This is a genomic window from Streptomyces sp. NBC_01478 (genome assembly GCF_036227225.1).
In the GTDB taxonomy this organism is placed as follows: Bacteria; Actinomycetota; Actinomycetes; order Streptomycetales; family Streptomycetaceae; genus Streptomyces.
On the sequence record NZ_CP109444.1, the window covers coordinates 3,288,258 to 3,303,621 of the forward strand.

Genomic DNA, 15,364 nt, shown 5'->3' on the forward strand with positions numbered 1-15,364 from the left:
ATGGGAGTTCAGGGCGTCTCTGGGGGTTGTGGACGTGGCGGACGACGGACCGGTCGAGCACGGCTACCCACACCTCGATACGGTGCGGGACGCCATCACCGCGCTCTACAAGCGGTTGTCCTACGACACCGTCCAGACGTTCGCGACCAGCGTGGCCCCGGTCGACGTGGCGTTCGGCGACATGGACGACCTGCATCTGGGGGCGCAGCGGGTGGCCCGTGAGATGGTCCGGCACTACCGGCTCCCGGATGCCCGGCCGATCGTCAGTTTCCGCGAGATGACGCATGCGGCGAACGTCGAACTCACCGCCGGGCCCGAGTACTTCATCGAGTTGAACGACCGGTTCCGTACGCATCGGCGGGACATCGGCGCGGCTCTGGCGCACGAGGTGATGCACGTCTATCTGCACCGCCTCGACCTGTCCTTCCCCGGTACGCGTGAGAACGAGATCCTCACGGACACGGCGGCGACGTATCTGGGGGCGGGGTGGTTGCTGCTGGACGCGTACCGGGAGGACGCGGCGTCCTCGCAGAAGCTCGGGTATCTCACGCCGGAGGAGTTCGGGTACGTCCTCGCCAAGCGGGCCCTGGTCTTCGGCGAGGATCCCTCCGTGTGGTTCACCAGTCCGCAGGCCTACACCGCGTACGTCAAGGGCATGGCCCAGGCCCGGCGTGACGAGCAGCAGCCTCCGCTGACCGCGGCGGGGTGGGCGGGGCGGAGGCGCTACGCGCATGACCGGCGGCACGGGCCAGGCGCCCAGGCAGGCGTGCCGTATGCCTTCAGCGGGGACCAGGGGGGCAGCTTGCGGGTGTCGTTCCCCTGCCCCACGTGTCATCAGCGGATCAGGGTGCCGGTGCGGGGGCGAGTACGGGCGCGGTGCTCTCTGTGCCGGACGGTGCTGGAGTGCGACACGTAAGTCCCTTTCAGGTGACCGACGTTGGCGCGGGCGCCCCTGGGGGCTCCGCCCCCAGACCCCCGACCTATACCCACCCACCACCCGTCTCGGTCGGTCGAGAAGTGGACCCAGAACGGCAGGCTCGGTCGGTCGGGAAGTGGACCTACGGAAGCGGCTCGGACGGCCGACAGGCGCGCCTCGGGAAACAGCTCGGACGGCCGAGAAACACGCCTTGACAAGCGGCTCGGTCGGCCGAGAAGTGGACCTGTGGAAGCGTCTTGGCCGACCGACAAGCACGCCTCGGGAAGCAGCTCGGTCCGCCGACAAGCGCACCTTGGCGAGGGACTCGGCCCGGCGAGGAGCGGCCGCCCCCCTCCGCCTACGCCCCGTACACCACCCCCGGAACCTCCGCCTCCGCAAGGAGTTTCAACACCGTCTCCCCCGCCTCCCCCGCCCCCCACCGCGCCCCCTTGTCCACGCTCGGCCCCGCCCTCCACCCCTCCATCACGGTGATCCGCCCGCCCTCCGCCTCGAAGACCCGGCCGGTGACCCCGGCGCTCGCGGCGGAGCCCAGCCACACCACCAATGGCGAGACGTTCTCGGGGGCCATCACGTCGAAGCCGGAGTCGGGGGCGGTCATGGTCTCCGCGAAGGTGTGTTCGGTCATGCGAGTGCGGGCCGCGGGGGCGATCGCGTTGACCTGGACTCCGTAGCGGGCCAGTTCGGCCGCCGCAACCAGAGTCAGGCCGATGACGCCGGCCTTGGCGGCGCTGTAGTTGCCCTGCCCGACCGAGCCCAACAGCCCTGCTCCGCTACTGGTGTTGATGATCCGGGCGACCGGAGTACGGCCCGCCTTCGCCTCCGCACGCCAGTGCCCGGCCGCGTGCTTCAGGGGCAGGAAGTGGCCCTTGAGGTGGACCCGCATCACCGCGTCCCAGTCGTCCTCGTCGAGGTTGACGAGCATCCGGTCACGCAGGTAACCCGCGTTGTTGACCAGGGTGTCGAGCCGGCCGTAGGTCTCCAGCGCGGTCGCCACCAGGGATGCCGCACCGGCGCCCGTGGCGATGTCGCCGCCGTGGGCGACCGCCTCGCCGCCGGCCGCGCGGATCTCGGCGACGACCTGTGCGGCGGGGCTGTCGGGGTCGGGGGTGCCGTCGAGGCCGACGCCGAGGTCGTTGACGACGACCCGGGCGCCCTCGGCAGCGAAGGCGAGGGCGTGGGCGCGGCCGAGGCCCCGGCCCGCGCCGGTGACGACGACGACCCGCCCGTCGCAGAGTCCGCTCATCTCGATCACCCTTCAACTCACTTCCCTTTGTTGGCGGTTGCCGCGTCCAGGAACGCCGGCCGCTCCCCGCCCCCGTGGACCAGCAGGCTCGCCCCGCTGATGTAGGCGGCGGCGGGGGAGGCCAGGAAGACCGCGGCCGCACCGACGTCGGAGGGGTCGGCGAGCCGGCCGAGCGGAACGGTGCGGGAGACGGCGTCGATCGCGTCCTCGCCGCCGTAGTGGAGGTGGGCCAGCTCCGTGCGGACCATGCCGACGACGAGGGTGTTGACGCGGATGTCCGGCGCCCACTCCACCGCCATCGAACGGGCCAGGTTCTCCAGGCCCGCCTTGGCCGCCCCGTACGCCGCCGAACCGGGCGAGGGCCGGCTGCCGCTGACGCTGCCGATCATGACGACCGAGCCCTTGGCCCGCTTGAGGTGTGCGTACGCGGCGAGGGAGGCGGTGAGCGGTGCGAGGAGGTTCAACTCGATGATCCGCGCGTGCCGTTCGGCCTCCGCGTCGACCAGGGGGCGGTACGGCGCGCCGCCCGCGTTGTTGACGAGCACGTCGAGCCGGGGCAGGGCCGCGAAGAACTCCCGCACGGCGTCCGGGTCGCGCAGGTCGAGGGGGCTGAACTCGGTTCCCTTGACGGGGTCCTCGGGCGGTCGGCGCGCGCAGGTCAGCACGTCCGCACCGGCCTCGACGAAGGCCCGTGCGATACCGGCGCCGACGCCTCGGGTGCCGCCGGTGACCAGGACGGTCCGGCCGGCGAGCGGGCGGTCGTGCGAGGTGTCCGCAGGGTGGTTGTCCACAGGGCCTCCCGCTCGGATTCTCCGGCTGCTAGCTTCGAAGCCTCACACCTAACAAATGTTTGGTGGAAAGGTAGCTGATGCGTCCATGGGTGTCTCCACCTCCTCCCCGGAAAACACGGGAAGCCCGGGAAATCCCGCCGCCGGCAAGGGAATCGTCGTCGTCACGGTCGACTACCCGCCGGTGAACGCAGTGCCGGTGGACGGCTGGTTCGCGCTGGCCGACGCCGTGCGCGCGGCCGGGCGTGACCCCGGCGTGCGCTGTGTGGTGCTGGCGGCCGAGGGTCGCGGATTCAACGCGGGCGTGGACATCAAGGAGCTACAGGCGCGCGGGCAGTCGGCCCTGGTCGGGGTGAACCGAGGCTGCTTCGAGGCGTTCGCGGCGGTGTACGAGTGCGAGGTGCCGGTGGTGGCGGCCGTGCAGGGCTTCTGTGTGGGCGGGGGCATCGGTCTGGTGGGGAACGCGGACGTGATCGTGGCGAGCGAGGACGCCACCTTCGGCCTGCCCGAGCTGGACCGGGGCGCGCTGGGCGCCGCCACGCATCTGGCCCGGCTGGTCCCGCAGCATCTGATGCGCGCGCTGTACTACACCTCGCGCACGGCGACGGCGGCGGAGCTGCACGCGCACGGCTCGGTGTGGCGGGTCGTCCCGCGCGCCGAACTGCTGCCGTCCGCCCTGGAGTTGGCGGCCGAGATAGCCGCGAAGGACGGCGAGCTGATCCGCCTCGCCAAGTCCGCGATCAACGGCATCGACCCCGTCGACGTCCGCCGCAGCTACCGCTTCGAGCAGGGGTTCACGTTCGAGGCGAGCGTCAGCGGGGTGGCCGACCGGGTGCGTGACACGTTCGGACGGGACGGAAAGGAGGGTGGTGAGCAGTGACCGACAAGACGATGACCGCCGATGAGGTCGTCTCCCGGCTGGCGAGCGGCATGACCCTCGGCATCGGCGGCTGGGGCTCCCGGCGCAAGCCGATGTCGCTGGTCCGAGCGCTGTTACGGACCGACATCACCGATCTCACCCTGGTCTCGTACGGCGGCCCGGACGTCGGGATGCTGGTAGCGGCCGGCCGGGTCCGCCGACTGGTGGCCCCCTTCGTCACCCTCGACTCCATCCCGCTCGAACCGCACTACCGGGCGGCCCGCGAGCGCGGGGCGTTCGAGCTGACGGAGGTCGACGAGGGCATGTTCATGTGGGGCCTGCGCGCCGCCGCGAACCGGCTGCCGTTCCTGCCGGTGCGCGCGGGCATCGGCTCGGACGTGATGCGGGTCAACCCCGGTCTGCGGACGGTCACTTCGCCGTACGAGGACGGGGAGACGTTCGTCGCGATGCCCGCGCTGCGACTGGACGCGGCCCTGGTGCACGTCAACCGCGCCGACCGACTGGGCAACGGACAGTATCTGGGCCCCGACCCGTACTTCGACGACCTCTTCTGCGAGGCGGCGGACACGGCCTATGTCTCCTGCGAACGGATCGTGGACACGGCCGAGTTGACGAAGGAGGCACCACCGCAGTCCCTGCTCGTCAAGCGGCTGCACGTGACCGGGGTCGTCGAGGCGCCCGGCGGCGCCCACTTCACGTCGTGCGCTCCCGACCACGGCAGGGACGAGGACTTCCAGCGGCTGTACGCGACGACGCCGTGGGCGGAGTTCTCCGAGCGCTTCCTGTCCGGTGACGAGGCGGACTATCGGTCGGCAGTGCGCACCTGGCAGGAGGAGCAGGGATGACGGACGTACGGTGGACCGAGGTGTCGCGCTCCGAGTACTGCGTGATCGCCTGTGCCGAGGCCTGGCGCGGAGCCGGTGAGATCCTGGCCAGCCCGATGGGTCCGATCCCGTCCGTGGGCGCGCGGCTGGCCCGGCTCACCTTCGCGCCCGACCTGTTGCTGACCGACGGCGAGGCGATGATCGTCCGCCCCGACGGGACGCCGGAGGGCTGGTTGCCGTACCGGCAGCATCTGGCCCTGGTGTCCGGCGGGCGGCGGCACGTGATGATGGGCGCGAGCCAGATCGACCGGTACGGCAACCAGAACATCTCGTGCGTCGGCGACTGGGCGCGGCCGAAGCGGCAGTTGCTCGGGGTACGTGGAGCGCCGATCAACACGCTGAACAATCCGACGAGTTACTGGATACCCCGGCACTCGCGGCGGGTGTTCGTGGAGAAGGTCGACATGGTGTGCGGGGTGGGGTACGACCGGGTCGCCGAGCACCCGGGGACGGCCCGTTTCCACCGCATCCCCCGGGTCGTGTCCGATCTCGGTGTGTTCGACTTCGCGACCCCGGACCGCTCGATGCGGCTGGCCTCGCTGCATCCGGGGGTCACGGTGGAGCAGGTCAGGGAGGCGACCGGCTTCGAGCTGACGATCCCGGACGAGGTGGCGCCGACCCGTGAACCCACCCCGGAGGAGCTGCGGTTGATCCGCGAGGTCATCGACCCGGCGGACATCCGCCGCAGGGAGGTGGCCACCTGATGGAGACCGCGCTGACCCGGCTGGTCGGGGTCCGGCATCCGATCGTGCAGACGGGCATGGGCTGGGTGGCGGGACCGCGTCTGGTGTCGGCCACGGCGAACGCGGGCGCGCTGGGCATCCTGGCCTCCGCGACCATGGGCACCGACCGACTGCGGGAGGCGATCCGCGAGGTCAAGTCCCGTACGCGGGAGCCGTTCGGGGTGAATCTGCGCGCGGACGCGGCCGACGCCGGCGACCGGGTGCGGATCATGATCGAGGAGGGTGTGCGGGTCGCGTCCTTCGCGCTCGCGCCGTCCGCCGAGCTGATCGCCGAGCTGAAGGAGGCGGGGGTGGTCGTGATCCCGTCGATCGGGGCGCGGCGGCACGCGGAGAAGGTCGCGGCCTGGGGGGCGGACGCGGTGATCGTGCAGGGCGGGGAGGGCGGCGGCCACACCGGGGAGGTGGCGACGACGGTGTTGTTGCCGCAGGTCGTGGACGCGGTGGACATACCGGTCGTGGCGGCCGGCGGCTTCTTCGACGGGCGGGGGCTGGTCGCCGCGCTGGCCTACGGGGCGGCGGGCGTCGCCATGGGCACCCGCTTCCTCCTCACCTCCGACTCGACGGTCCCGGACGCGGTGAAGGCGGCCTATCTGGCGGCGACGGTCAAGGACGTCACGGTCACGCGAGCGGTCGACGGCCTCCCGCACCGCATGCTCCGTACGGAACTGGTCGACGCCCTGGAGAACTCCGGCCGTACGAGAACCATGTTCCAGGCGGTACGCCGGGCGGCGGGTTTCCGCCGGCTGTCCGGCCTGACCTGGCGGCGCATGATCCGCGACGGTCTCGCCATGAAGCACGGCAAGGACCTGACCTGGAGCCAGGTCCTGCTGGCCGCGAACACGCCGATGCTGCTCAAGGCGTCGATGGTGGACGGCCGGACGGACCTCGGGGTGATGGCGTCCGGGCAGGTCGCCGGGGTGATCGAGGACCTGCCGTCGTGTGCGGAGCTGGTGGCGCGGGTGATGAAGGAGGCCGACGAGGTGCTGTGGACGCTGGTGCGGGCCGACTCCTGAACTCAGGGGAGAGGGGCGGGGGGGCGGGGGGGGCGGGGGGCGGGGGGAGGCCCCCCGGGGGGACAAGCAGCCAGGACGTGGCCCGCGTCGATCAGAGCCGTTCGATGATCGTCACGTTGGCCTGGCCGCCGCCCTCGCACATCGTCTGGAGGCCGAACCGGCCGCCGGTGCGCTCCAGTTCGTGCAGGAGGGTGGTCATGAGCTTGACGCCGGTCGCGCCGAGGGGGTGGCCGAGGGCTATCGCGCCGCCGTTGACGTTGACTTTCTCCGGGTCGGCGCCGGTCTCCTTCAGCCAGGCGAGGACGACGGGCGCGAAGGCCTCGTTGATCTCCACGAGGTCGATGGCGTCGATGGACAGGCCGGTCTTCTTCAGGGCATGCGCGGTGGCCGGGATGGGGGCCGAGAGCATGCGGATCGGGTCCTCGCCGCGGACGGAGAGATGGTGGACACGGGCGCGGGGCGTCAACCCGTGTTCCCGCACCGCCCGTTCCGAGGCGAGCAGCATCGCCGCCGCGCCGTCGGAGACCTGGGAGGAGCAGGCGGCGGTGATGGTGCCGCCGTCGACGACCGGTTTCAGGCCGGCCATCTTCTCCAGGGAGGTGTCCCGGCGCGGGCCCTCGTCGACCGCGACCGCGCCGTACGCGACCGTCTCCCGCTCGAAGCGGCCCTCGTCGATGGCGCGCAGGGCCCGCCGGTGCGAGCGGAGGGCGAACTCCTCCTGGTCCTGCCTGCTGATCCCCCACTTCGCGGCGATCATCTCGGCTCCGGCGAACTGGTTCACCGGCTGGGTCCCGTACCGCGCGCGCCAGCCCTCGCTGCCCGCGAAGGGGCCGTCGGTGAGGCCGAGCGGTTCGGCGGCCTGGCGGGAGGCGAAGGCGATGGGGATCAGCGACATGTTCTGGACGCCCCCGGCGACGACCAGGTCCTGGGTGCCGGACAGCACGCCCTGCGCCGCGAAGTGCACGGCCTGCTGCGAGGACCCGCACTGCCGGTCCACCGTCACGCCCGGCACCTCCTCGGGCAGCCCGGCCGCCAGCCAGGCGGTCCGCGCGATGTCCCCGGCCTGCGGCCCCACCGTGTCCAGGCACCCGAAGACGACGTCCTCGACGGCGGCGGGATCGATCCCCGAGCGTTCCACCAACGCCTTCAGCACATGCGCCCCGAGGTCGGCGGGATGCACCCCGCTCAGCCCTCCCCGGCGCCGCCCGACGGGCGTCCGTACCGCTTCGACGATGTAGGCCTCGGCCATGTCAACTCCCCATACTGACGCGTGAGTTACGTGCGTACGGCGATCCCGTCCAGCACCATCGACAGGTACTGCCGGGCGATCTCCTCCGCGCTGTGCTGGCCACCCGGCCGGTACCAGGACGCGGCGACCCACACCGTGTCGCGGACGAACCGGTAGGTGAGCCGGACGTCGAGGTCGGCGCGGAAGACCTGGGCGGCGACCCCGCGCTCCAGCGTGGACAGCCACGCCTTCTCGAACTTGCGCTGCGACTCGGCGAGGAACGCGAACCGCTCCTGCGCGACCAACTGCTTGCTCTCCTTCTGGTAGATCGCGACGGCGGCCCGGTGCCGGTCGATCTCCCGGAACGACTCGGTGACCAGGGCCTCCAGCGTCTCGCGCGGACTCGACTCGGCGTCCAGGACGGTGTCGTAGCCGCTCCACAGCTCGTCGAGGAAGGTCCGCAGGATCTCCTCCAGCATCGATTCCTTGGAGTCGAAGTGGTAGTAGAGGCTGCCCGCGAGCATGCCCGCGTGGTCGGCGATCTTCCGTACGGTGGTGGCGTTGTACCCCTGCTCGGCGAAAACCTCGGCCGCCGTGTCGAGGAGTTCACGACGGCGGGCCGGAGCGGCGGTCACCGGGGGTTTCTTCTTGGTCGGCACGGGACCATTGTCGTGCCCCTCGCGCGACCTCTTGCTCCGCTACGCATGCTGGCTGCTCACCGAGACGACCTCGCCCGTCATGTACGAGGAGTAGTCCGAGGCCAGGAACACGATCACGTTGGCCACCTCCCAGGGCTCGGCGTACCGCCCGAAGGCCTCGCGCGCGGTGAGGTCCGCCAGCAGTTCGGGCGTCGTCACCTTCACGAGGTGCGGGTGCATGGCGAGGCTCGGCGAGACCGCGTTGACCCGCACCCCGTACGCGGCGGCCTCGATCGCCGCGCAGCGGGTCAGCGCCATCACGCCCGCCTTGGCCGCCGCATAGTGCGCCTGTCCGGCCTGGGCGCGCCAGCCGACGACGGAGGCGTTGTTGACGATCACCCCGCCGCCGGTCCCGCGCATCGCGCGCAGGGCGGCCCGGGTGCAGCGGAAGGTGCCGTTCAAGGTCACGTCCAGCACCTTCGACCACTGCGTGTCGGTCATCTCGACGAGGTCCGAAGTGCCGCCCAGGCCCGCGTTGTTGACGACGACGTCCAGTTGTCCGTGCGCGGCGACGGCCGCGTCGAACAGGGCCTGCACCTGCGCCTCGTCGGTGACGTCGCAGGGCAGCGCGGCGACCGCGTCCGCGCCGAACTCCCCGGCCAGCTCGGCCTCGTACTCCTTCAGCCGCCGCGCGTGCGCGTCGCTGATGAACACGCGCGCGCCCTCCTGGAGGAAGCGGCGCGCGGTGGCCCCGCCGATGCCCGCGCCGGCGGCGGCGGTGACGACGGCGGTACGCCCCTTCAGCAGCCCGTGCCCGGGGACGTATGCCGGACTCTCGACGCCTGTCATACGCTCACGCTAACCTACCAAACACTTGTTAGGGAAGGATTCCCGGGGAGGAACCGCCGCCGATGGACCTCGACTTCACGCCCGGCCAGGAGGCCTTCCGCGCCGAGGCCCGCGCCTGGCTGCGCGCGCATGTGCCGGCCTCCCCGCTCCCCTCCCTGGAGACCGAGGAGGGCTTCGCCGCGCACCGCGTCTGGGAAGCCCAACTGGCCGCGGACCGTTGGTCGGTGGTGTCCTGGCCCGAGGAGTACGGCGGCCGGGGCGTGGACCTCGTGCGGTGGCTGGTGTTCGAGGAGGAGTACTACGCGGCGGGCGCGCCGGGCCGGGTCGGTCAGAACGGCATCAACCTGCTCGCCCCGACCCTCTTCGACCACGGCACGCGGGAGCAACGCGCGCGTGTGCTGCCGGAGATGGCGACCGGTGAGGTGGTGTGGGCGCAGGCGTGGTCGGAGCCGGAGGCGGGTTCGGACCTGGCCTCGCTCACCTCGCGGGCGGTGCGCACGGACGGGGGCTGGCTGCTGAGCGGGCAGAAGACGTGGTCGTCGCGTGCGGCCTTCGCGGACCGCGCGTTCGGCCTGTTCCGCAGCGAGCCGGACACCCCCAGGCCCCAACAGGGCCTGACCTACCTGATGTTCGACCTGCGCGCGCCCGGTGTCACGGTGCGCCCGATCGGCCGCCTCGACGGCAGGCCGGCCTTCGCGGAGCTCTTCCTGGACGAGGTCTTCGTCCCCGACGAGGACGTGATCGGCGAGCCGGGCCAGGGCTGGCGGGTCGCCATGTCGACGGCGGGCAACGAACGCGGGCTCACCCTCCGCTCCCCCGGCCGCTTCCTCGCCGCCGCCGACCGTCTGCTCAACCTCTGGCGGGAGCAGGGCAGTTCGGAAGCGCTGCGCGACCGGGTGGCCGACGCCGTGATCGGTGCCCGCGCCTACCAGCTCTTCACCTACGCCAACGCCTCCCGCTTCCTCGACGGCGAGTCCATCGGCCCGGAGTCCAGCCTGAACAAGGTGTTCTGGTCCGAGTACGACATCGCCCTGCACGAGACGGCCCTCGAACTGCTGGGTGAGGATGGCGAGTTGGCGGACACCGACTGGGCCGAGGGCTACGTCTTCTCCCTCGCGGGCCCCATCTACGCCGGAACGAACGAGATCCAGCGCGACATCATCGCCGAGCGCCTGCTCGGCCTGCCGAAGGGACGCCGTTGATGCGCTTCCTCCTCGACCCCGAACAGCGGGCGTTCGCCGACTCGTTGAACGCGATGCTGACGGCCGCGGACACTCCGTCGGCCGTACGGTCCTGGAGCCGCGGCGAGCATGCGAGGGGGCGCGCGCTGTGGCGCCGTGTCGCGGGGGCGGGGGTGTTCGCGCTGGCGGTGCCGGAGGCGTACGAGGGGCTGGGGCTCCGGCCGATCGAACTCGCGGTGGCGTTCGTGGAGTTGGGGCGGCACGCGGTTCCGGGACCGTTGGTGGAGACGGTCGCGGCGGCGGCGCTGCTGACCGAACCCGGGCTCGCCAAGCGCCTGTTGCCCGCGCTGGCGTCGGGCGAGGCACTGGCCACGGCGGCGCCCGCGGGGTCGTACGCGCTGGACGGTGACGTGGCGACGACCCGTCTGAGCTGGGACGGCGACGGGCTGCGTCTGGCTCCCGGGCCCGACGGACCGGTACGCGCGTCCCTCGACCCGGCCCGTCGTCTCACCCGCCTCCTCCCCGGTGGTGAACTCCTCACCGCGGAACCGCCGTTGGCGCACGCCCTCACCTGGGCCCGGCTCGCCACCGCCGCGCAGGCTCTCGGTGTCGGGCTCGCGTTGCTCGACAGAACGGTGGAGTACGTCGGGCAGCGCACCCAGTTCGGGGTGCCCATCGGCTCGTTCCAGGCGGTCAAGCATCAACTGGCCGATGCGAAGATCGCGTTGGAGTTCGCGCGTCCTCTGGTCCTCGGCGCCGCGCTCACCATGACGGAGGCGGACGTGGCCGCCGCGAAGGTCACGGCGTGCGAGGCGGCGTACCGGACCGCCCGGACGGCGCTGCAACTGCACGGGGCGATCGGCTACACCGCCGAGTACGACCTGTCGCTGTGGCTGACCAAGGCCCGTGCCCTGCGCGGGACTTGGGGCGGCCCGGGTGAGTGCCGGGCCGCCGTGCTCGACGGGCTCAGTGGTGGTGCTCGCCGCTCGTGAGTTCCTTGTACTCCTCCGCCGTCGGCTTCGAGATGCGGGCCTCGGGCCCGAACATCGCCTTGGCGAGCCGGGCCCGTACCCGCTGCCCGCCCTTGACCTGCCGCTCGACACCGTTCGCGTCGACGAGCGCTCCGATCGCGTACGGCGGCTCCTGCTCGTGCTGGGTGAGCCTGAACCGCTCGTCGGCCGCGAGGGGTTCGTGGACCTCGATGTACTCGCCGTGCGGCAGCATCTTGATGAGGCCGGACTCGCGGCCGTGCAACACCTTGTCCCGGTCCCGGCGTTGGAGCCCGAGGCAGACGCGTTTGGTGACCAGGAACGCGAGGACCGGCATGACGAAGAAGGAGATCCGCACGAACCAGGTGATCGCGTTGATGGAGAGATGCAGATGCGTGGCCACCACGTCGTTGCCGCCGCCGATCAGCAGCACTCCGTACAGGGTCAGCCAGGCCACCCCGAGTCCGGTGCGCACGGGCATGTTGCGCGGCCGGTCCAGGATGTGGTGTTCGCGTTTGTCGCCGGTGATCCAGGCCTCGACGAACGGGTAGACGCCGAGGGCGATCAGGATCAGCGGGAAGAGCGTGAAGGGGATGAAGACGCCCAACTCCAGTGTGTGGCCCCAGGCGTTGATCTCCCATCCCGGCATCACCCGGACCAGCCCCTCGGAGAAGCCGAGATACCAGTCGGGCTGGGCGCCGGTCGTCACCAGGTCCGGCCGGTACGGTCCGAAGGCCCAGACGGGGTTGATGCTGGCGATCCCGCCCATGATCGCGAGGACGCCGAAGACGAGGAAGAAGAAGCCGCCAGCCTTGGCGGTGTAGACGGGCAGGAGCGGGCTGCCGACCACGCTCTTCTCGTCGCGTCCGGCGCCGGGGTACTGCGTGTGCTTGTGGTAGAAGACCAGAATCAGGTGCGCGACCACCAGGCCCAGCATGATGCCCGGCAGCAGCAGGACATGGATCGGGAAGAGCCGCGAGATGATGTCGTGCCCCGGGAACTCCCCGCCGAACAGGAACATCGACATGTAGGTGCCGACGATCGGCACGGACAGGATCGCGCCGTCCGCGAAGCGGATGCCGGTGCCGGACAGCAGGTCGTCGGGGAGCGAGTAGCCGGTCAGCCCGGTGATGATGCCGAGGAACAACAGGGTCCAGCCGAACACCCAGTTCATCTCGCGCGGCTTGCGGAACGCGCCGGTGAAGAACACCCGCATCATGTGGATGAGCATGCCGGCGATGAAGACGACGGCCGCCCAGTGGTGGATCTGCCGGATCAGCAGCCCGCCGCGCACGTCGAAGCTGATGTCGAGGGTGGACTCGAAGGCCCTGGTCATCGGGATGCCGTTCAACGGCGTGTACGAACCGTGGTAGATGACCTCGACGCCGCTCGGCTCGAAGAACAGGGTGAGATAGATGCCGGTGAGGATCAGGACGACGAAGCTGTAGAGGCAGATCTCGCCCAGCATGAAGGACCAGTGGTCCGGGAAGATCTTGCGCATGTTGGACTTGGCGATCGCGTAGAGCCCGAGCCGTCCGTCCGCCCAGTCGGCGATCTTCTCGCCCTTGCCGGGCTCGGCGCGCCGACCGCCGTCCACCGACCCGTTCGCCGAACGGCCGCCGTTCACCGATCCGTTCACCGGCCGTGCGGGATCCGCCGCTCCGTTCACCGATCGTGCGCCGTCCATGCGTGGGCCGCCCTCCCCGTCGGTTCACCGACAGGGTGCCACGCCGGCCCGGCTAAGCCAACGGTGCGTCAGCGGCCAGAACCGGCCCATCGAAACCGATCACGGCGCTACGGCCGTGCGTGTGCAGCGGCGCCTCCGCACCGCCCAACTGGACGGCGTCGTAAGGCTGGAGGGTCACTCCGGCCACGTCGGCGGTCCCGTCCAGCGCCACCACCAGGGCGCCGGCACCGACCCGCAGCCGCCCGCGCACGACGGCCACCGTGGGGGTCGTGGCGCCGGCTCCCCTGCGCCACATCACGTTGAGGTTGACGACGGGGCCGTCCAGCAGCCGGCAGTCGGTCGGTACGTCGCCTCTGAAGTCCCGTGGGACGTAACGGGTGTCGACGAGGTGCCGGGCGCCGCCGACGGTGAGGTCCATGCCCGCGCCCTCGACGAGGGTGAGGGTCCGGTCGACGTCGGGAAAGGCCGAGAACGGCCCGTCCGCCGCGACCTCGGCGAGGCTCACCCGCCACGCGAAGTCGTCCATGCCCGCGCCCTCGGGCCAGGCGGCGATCTCCCGCGTCACACCGCCACCGTTCTTCCAGGGCACGGGAGTTCGGGCCGAGGCGGGCAGGGCGCGGATCACTGGACGATCCCCTGGTCCCGGGCCGCCACGAGCCACTGCGGGAACTCGCCCATCATCCGGTCGTACAGATCGTCGTCGGACATCCTCCGGGGGTTCGAACCGGCAGGGAAGAAACCAGCGTTGTCGATCACCCGCTTCTGCGGCACCGCCAACTCGTCCAGCCTGCGCAGGAAATCGAATTGCCTGCTCCGCGCGTTGCCGAATCCGATGAACTGCCAGAACAGCGGAAGCCGAGCCGCCTTGCACAAGTACCGTTCCGCGGCCGCCTTGTTGCTCGGTCCGCCATCGGTCTGAAAGACGACGAAGGCCGGATCCTTCGCGCCACTGTCGAGGTAGTGGTCGATCACGGCGTCCATGGCCACGTGATAGCTGGTCTGCCCCATGTGCCCGAGCCCGGACACAACCCGCTCGATCCGCCCCTGATGGCTGTCGAGGGCGATGTCCGTGACGGCGTCGACGTCGGTGGAGAAGAAGACGACCGGCACGGTCCCGTCGTCGTCGAGGTGCGCCGACAGGCCCAACACCCGGTCGGCGAGCGCCTGCACGCTGCCGTCCTTGTAGTACGGCTTCATGGAGCCCGAGTAGTCGACCACGAGATAGACGGCCGCCCGCTGCCCGTCCAGGCCGTGCTTGCGGAGCGAGACCCCGGCGCTCTTGTACAGGCTGACCAGCGCGGGCGCGGTCTCCTCGACCTTGCTGAGCGAGATCGCGGCCACAGGGGCTCCCTTCGGATCACGGCGAAAGGATCGAGATTACGCCACGGAGGTCCGGCGAGCGCAATGTCCCCCCAACCCCCGGAATAAGGGACGTAACCGCACTTACGCTGGGCCTCATGAAACGCGCCGGCGTCCTGATGCTCGCCGCCGTACCCGTCGCCATCGCCGCGACGGCCTACGGCTTCTCACCCACCACCCACACCGCCGCGCGGCCCGCGCAGCCGTCCGCCGCGACGCAGCGGAGAGCACCCGAGGGTCTGGCCGCGCCGGCCATGAAGAACCTCGCGCAGAAGCTGGTGGCCAGCGCCGAGAACTCGACCCTCGACTGGCGCAGCGCGTACGGATATGTGCAGGACATCGGCGACGGCCAGGGCTACACCGCGGGCATCATCGGTTTCTGCACCGGCACCCACGACCTGCTCGTCCTGGTCGAGCGCTACACCGCCGCCCACCCCGGCAACGGCCTCGCCCGCTATCTCCCCGCCCTGCGCAAGGTCGACGGCACGGACTCCCACCAGGGCCTGGACCCCGGCTTCCCGGCCGCCTGGCGCGCCGAGGCGAGGGTGCCCGCCTTCCAGGCGGCGCAGGACGCGGAACGCGACCGCATCTACTTCGACCCGGCGGTCGGCACCGCCAAGCGCGACGGCCTGGGCCCGCTGGGGCAGTTCATCTACTACGACGCGATGGTCTTCCACGGCCCGGGCACGGACGGCTTCTACGGCATCCGGGAGCGCGCGACGCAGCGGGCCGAGCCTCCGGCCCAAGGCGGCTCCGAGGAGGCCTACCTGAACGCCTTCCTCGACGTCCGGCGCGCCACGATGCGGGCCAAGCATCCCGGGATCGACACCTCCCGCATCGACACGGCCCAGCGGAAGTTCCTGGAGGAGGGGAACCTGGACCTGCGGACGCCGTTGGTGTGGAAGGTGTACGGGGAGACGTACAAGGTGCCCTGACAGTCCGGGA

General features: G+C 71.1%; 16 protein-coding genes. 8 read left to right on the forward strand and 8 right to left on the reverse strand.

The annotated features are described in order from the left end of the window. Positions 1–34: 34 nt before the first annotated feature. Positions 35–916: a hypothetical protein gene (locus OG223_RS14835; RefSeq protein WP_329247715.1), complete on the forward strand. Its 882-nt coding sequence runs from the start codon at positions 35–37 to the stop codon at positions 914–916. A 358-nt stretch (positions 917–1,274) separates the two neighbouring features. Here OG223_RS14835 and OG223_RS14840 read toward each other — a convergent pair whose 3' ends face one another. Both OG223_RS14840 and OG223_RS14845 read right to left on the reverse strand, forming a co-directional pair. After that, positions 1,275–2,180, reverse strand: coding sequence for an SDR family oxidoreductase (locus OG223_RS14840; protein ID WP_329247717.1), 906 nt, complete (start codon positions 2,178–2,180; stop codon positions 1,275–1,277). A gap of 17 nt (positions 2,181–2,197) precedes the next feature. After that, positions 2,198–2,971 (reverse strand): SDR family oxidoreductase, encoded by a 774-nt coding sequence (locus OG223_RS14845; protein WP_329247720.1) that lies wholly within the window; start codon positions 2,969–2,971, stop codon positions 2,198–2,200. 85 nt (positions 2,972–3,056) lie between these two features. Between OG223_RS14845 and OG223_RS14850 the strand changes: the two genes are divergently transcribed. From OG223_RS14850 to OG223_RS14865, 4 genes are read left to right on the forward strand one after another with little or no spacing between them, the layout of a single operon-like run. Further along, entirely contained in the window at positions 3,057–3,848 is a 792-nt protein-coding gene (locus OG223_RS14850) for an enoyl-CoA hydratase family protein (RefSeq protein WP_329247723.1), read from the forward strand. Continuing rightward, positions 3,845–4,693 carry a CoA transferase subunit A gene (locus OG223_RS14855; protein ID WP_329247726.1) on the forward strand — a complete coding sequence of 283 codons (849 nt, stop codon included), beginning with the start codon at positions 3,845–3,847 and terminating at the stop codon, positions 4,691–4,693. The genes OG223_RS14850 and OG223_RS14855 overlap by 4 nt, the downstream gene beginning before the upstream one ends. After that, entirely contained in the window at positions 4,690–5,436 is a 747-nt protein-coding gene (locus OG223_RS14860; protein ID WP_329247729.1) for a CoA-transferase subunit beta, read from the forward strand. The genes OG223_RS14855 and OG223_RS14860 overlap by 4 nt, the downstream gene beginning before the upstream one ends. Further along, the gene (locus tag OG223_RS14865) at positions 5,436–6,488 is read left to right on the forward strand and encodes an NAD(P)H-dependent flavin oxidoreductase (protein WP_329247731.1); all 1,053 of its coding nucleotides are present in this window, start codon (positions 5,436–5,438) and stop codon (positions 6,486–6,488) included. Before OG223_RS14860 ends, OG223_RS14865 begins: the two co-directional genes overlap by 1 nt. A 91-nt stretch (positions 6,489–6,579) precedes the next feature. Here the strand turns inward: OG223_RS14865 and OG223_RS14870 are convergent, their stop codons facing one another. From OG223_RS14870 to OG223_RS14880, 3 genes are read right to left on the reverse strand one after another with little or no spacing between them, the layout of a single operon-like run. After that, positions 6,580–7,737 carry an acetyl-CoA C-acetyltransferase gene (locus OG223_RS14870; RefSeq protein ID WP_329247734.1) on the reverse strand — a complete coding sequence of 386 codons (1,158 nt, stop codon included), beginning with the start codon at positions 7,735–7,737 and terminating at the stop codon, positions 6,580–6,582. 26 nt (positions 7,738–7,763) lie between these two features. Then, the gene (locus OG223_RS14875; RefSeq protein WP_329247737.1) at positions 7,764–8,375 is read right to left on the reverse strand and encodes a TetR/AcrR family transcriptional regulator; all 612 of its coding nucleotides are present in this window, start codon (positions 8,373–8,375) and stop codon (positions 7,764–7,766) included. 39 nt (positions 8,376–8,414) lie between these two features. Next, complete coding sequence (locus OG223_RS14880; RefSeq protein WP_329247740.1) at positions 8,415–9,203, reverse strand: SDR family oxidoreductase; 789 nt, start codon at positions 9,201–9,203, stop codon at positions 8,415–8,417. A 62-nt stretch (positions 9,204–9,265) separates the two neighbouring features. Between OG223_RS14880 and OG223_RS14885 the strand changes: the two genes are divergently transcribed. Next, positions 9,266–10,405 carry an acyl-CoA dehydrogenase family protein gene (locus OG223_RS14885; RefSeq protein WP_329247742.1) on the forward strand — a complete coding sequence of 380 codons (1,140 nt, stop codon included), beginning with the start codon at positions 9,266–9,268 and terminating at the stop codon, positions 10,403–10,405. After that, a complete protein-coding gene (locus OG223_RS14890) occupies positions 10,405–11,376 on the forward strand; it encodes an acyl-CoA dehydrogenase family protein (protein WP_329247745.1) in 972 nt (323 codons plus the stop codon). Before OG223_RS14885 ends, OG223_RS14890 begins: the two co-directional genes overlap by 1 nt. On the opposite strand, the gene qcrB is transcribed toward OG223_RS14890, so the two are convergent. From qcrB to OG223_RS14905, 3 genes are all read right to left on the reverse strand, one after another. Next, positions 11,351–13,000, reverse strand: a complete 1,650-nt coding sequence (gene qcrB, locus OG223_RS14895) for a cytochrome bc1 complex cytochrome b subunit (protein ID WP_443073838.1) — start codon at positions 12,998–13,000, stop codon at positions 11,351–11,353. The genes OG223_RS14890 and qcrB overlap by 26 nt on opposite strands. Positions 13,001–13,112: 112 nt before the next feature. Next, the gene (locus tag OG223_RS14900) at positions 13,113–13,685 is read right to left on the reverse strand and encodes a HutD/Ves family protein (RefSeq protein WP_329247751.1); all 573 of its coding nucleotides are present in this window, start codon (positions 13,683–13,685) and stop codon (positions 13,113–13,115) included. Then, positions 13,682–14,401, reverse strand: a complete 720-nt coding sequence (locus OG223_RS14905) for a vWA domain-containing protein (RefSeq protein ID WP_329247752.1) — start codon at positions 14,399–14,401, stop codon at positions 13,682–13,684. The genes OG223_RS14900 and OG223_RS14905 overlap by 4 nt, the downstream gene beginning before the upstream one ends. A 116-nt stretch (positions 14,402–14,517) precedes the next feature. Between OG223_RS14905 and OG223_RS14910 the strand changes: the two genes are divergently transcribed. After that, a complete protein-coding gene (locus tag OG223_RS14910) occupies positions 14,518–15,354 on the forward strand; it encodes a chitosanase (protein WP_329247754.1) in 837 nt (278 codons plus the stop codon). Positions 15,355–15,364: the final 10 nt, after the last annotated feature.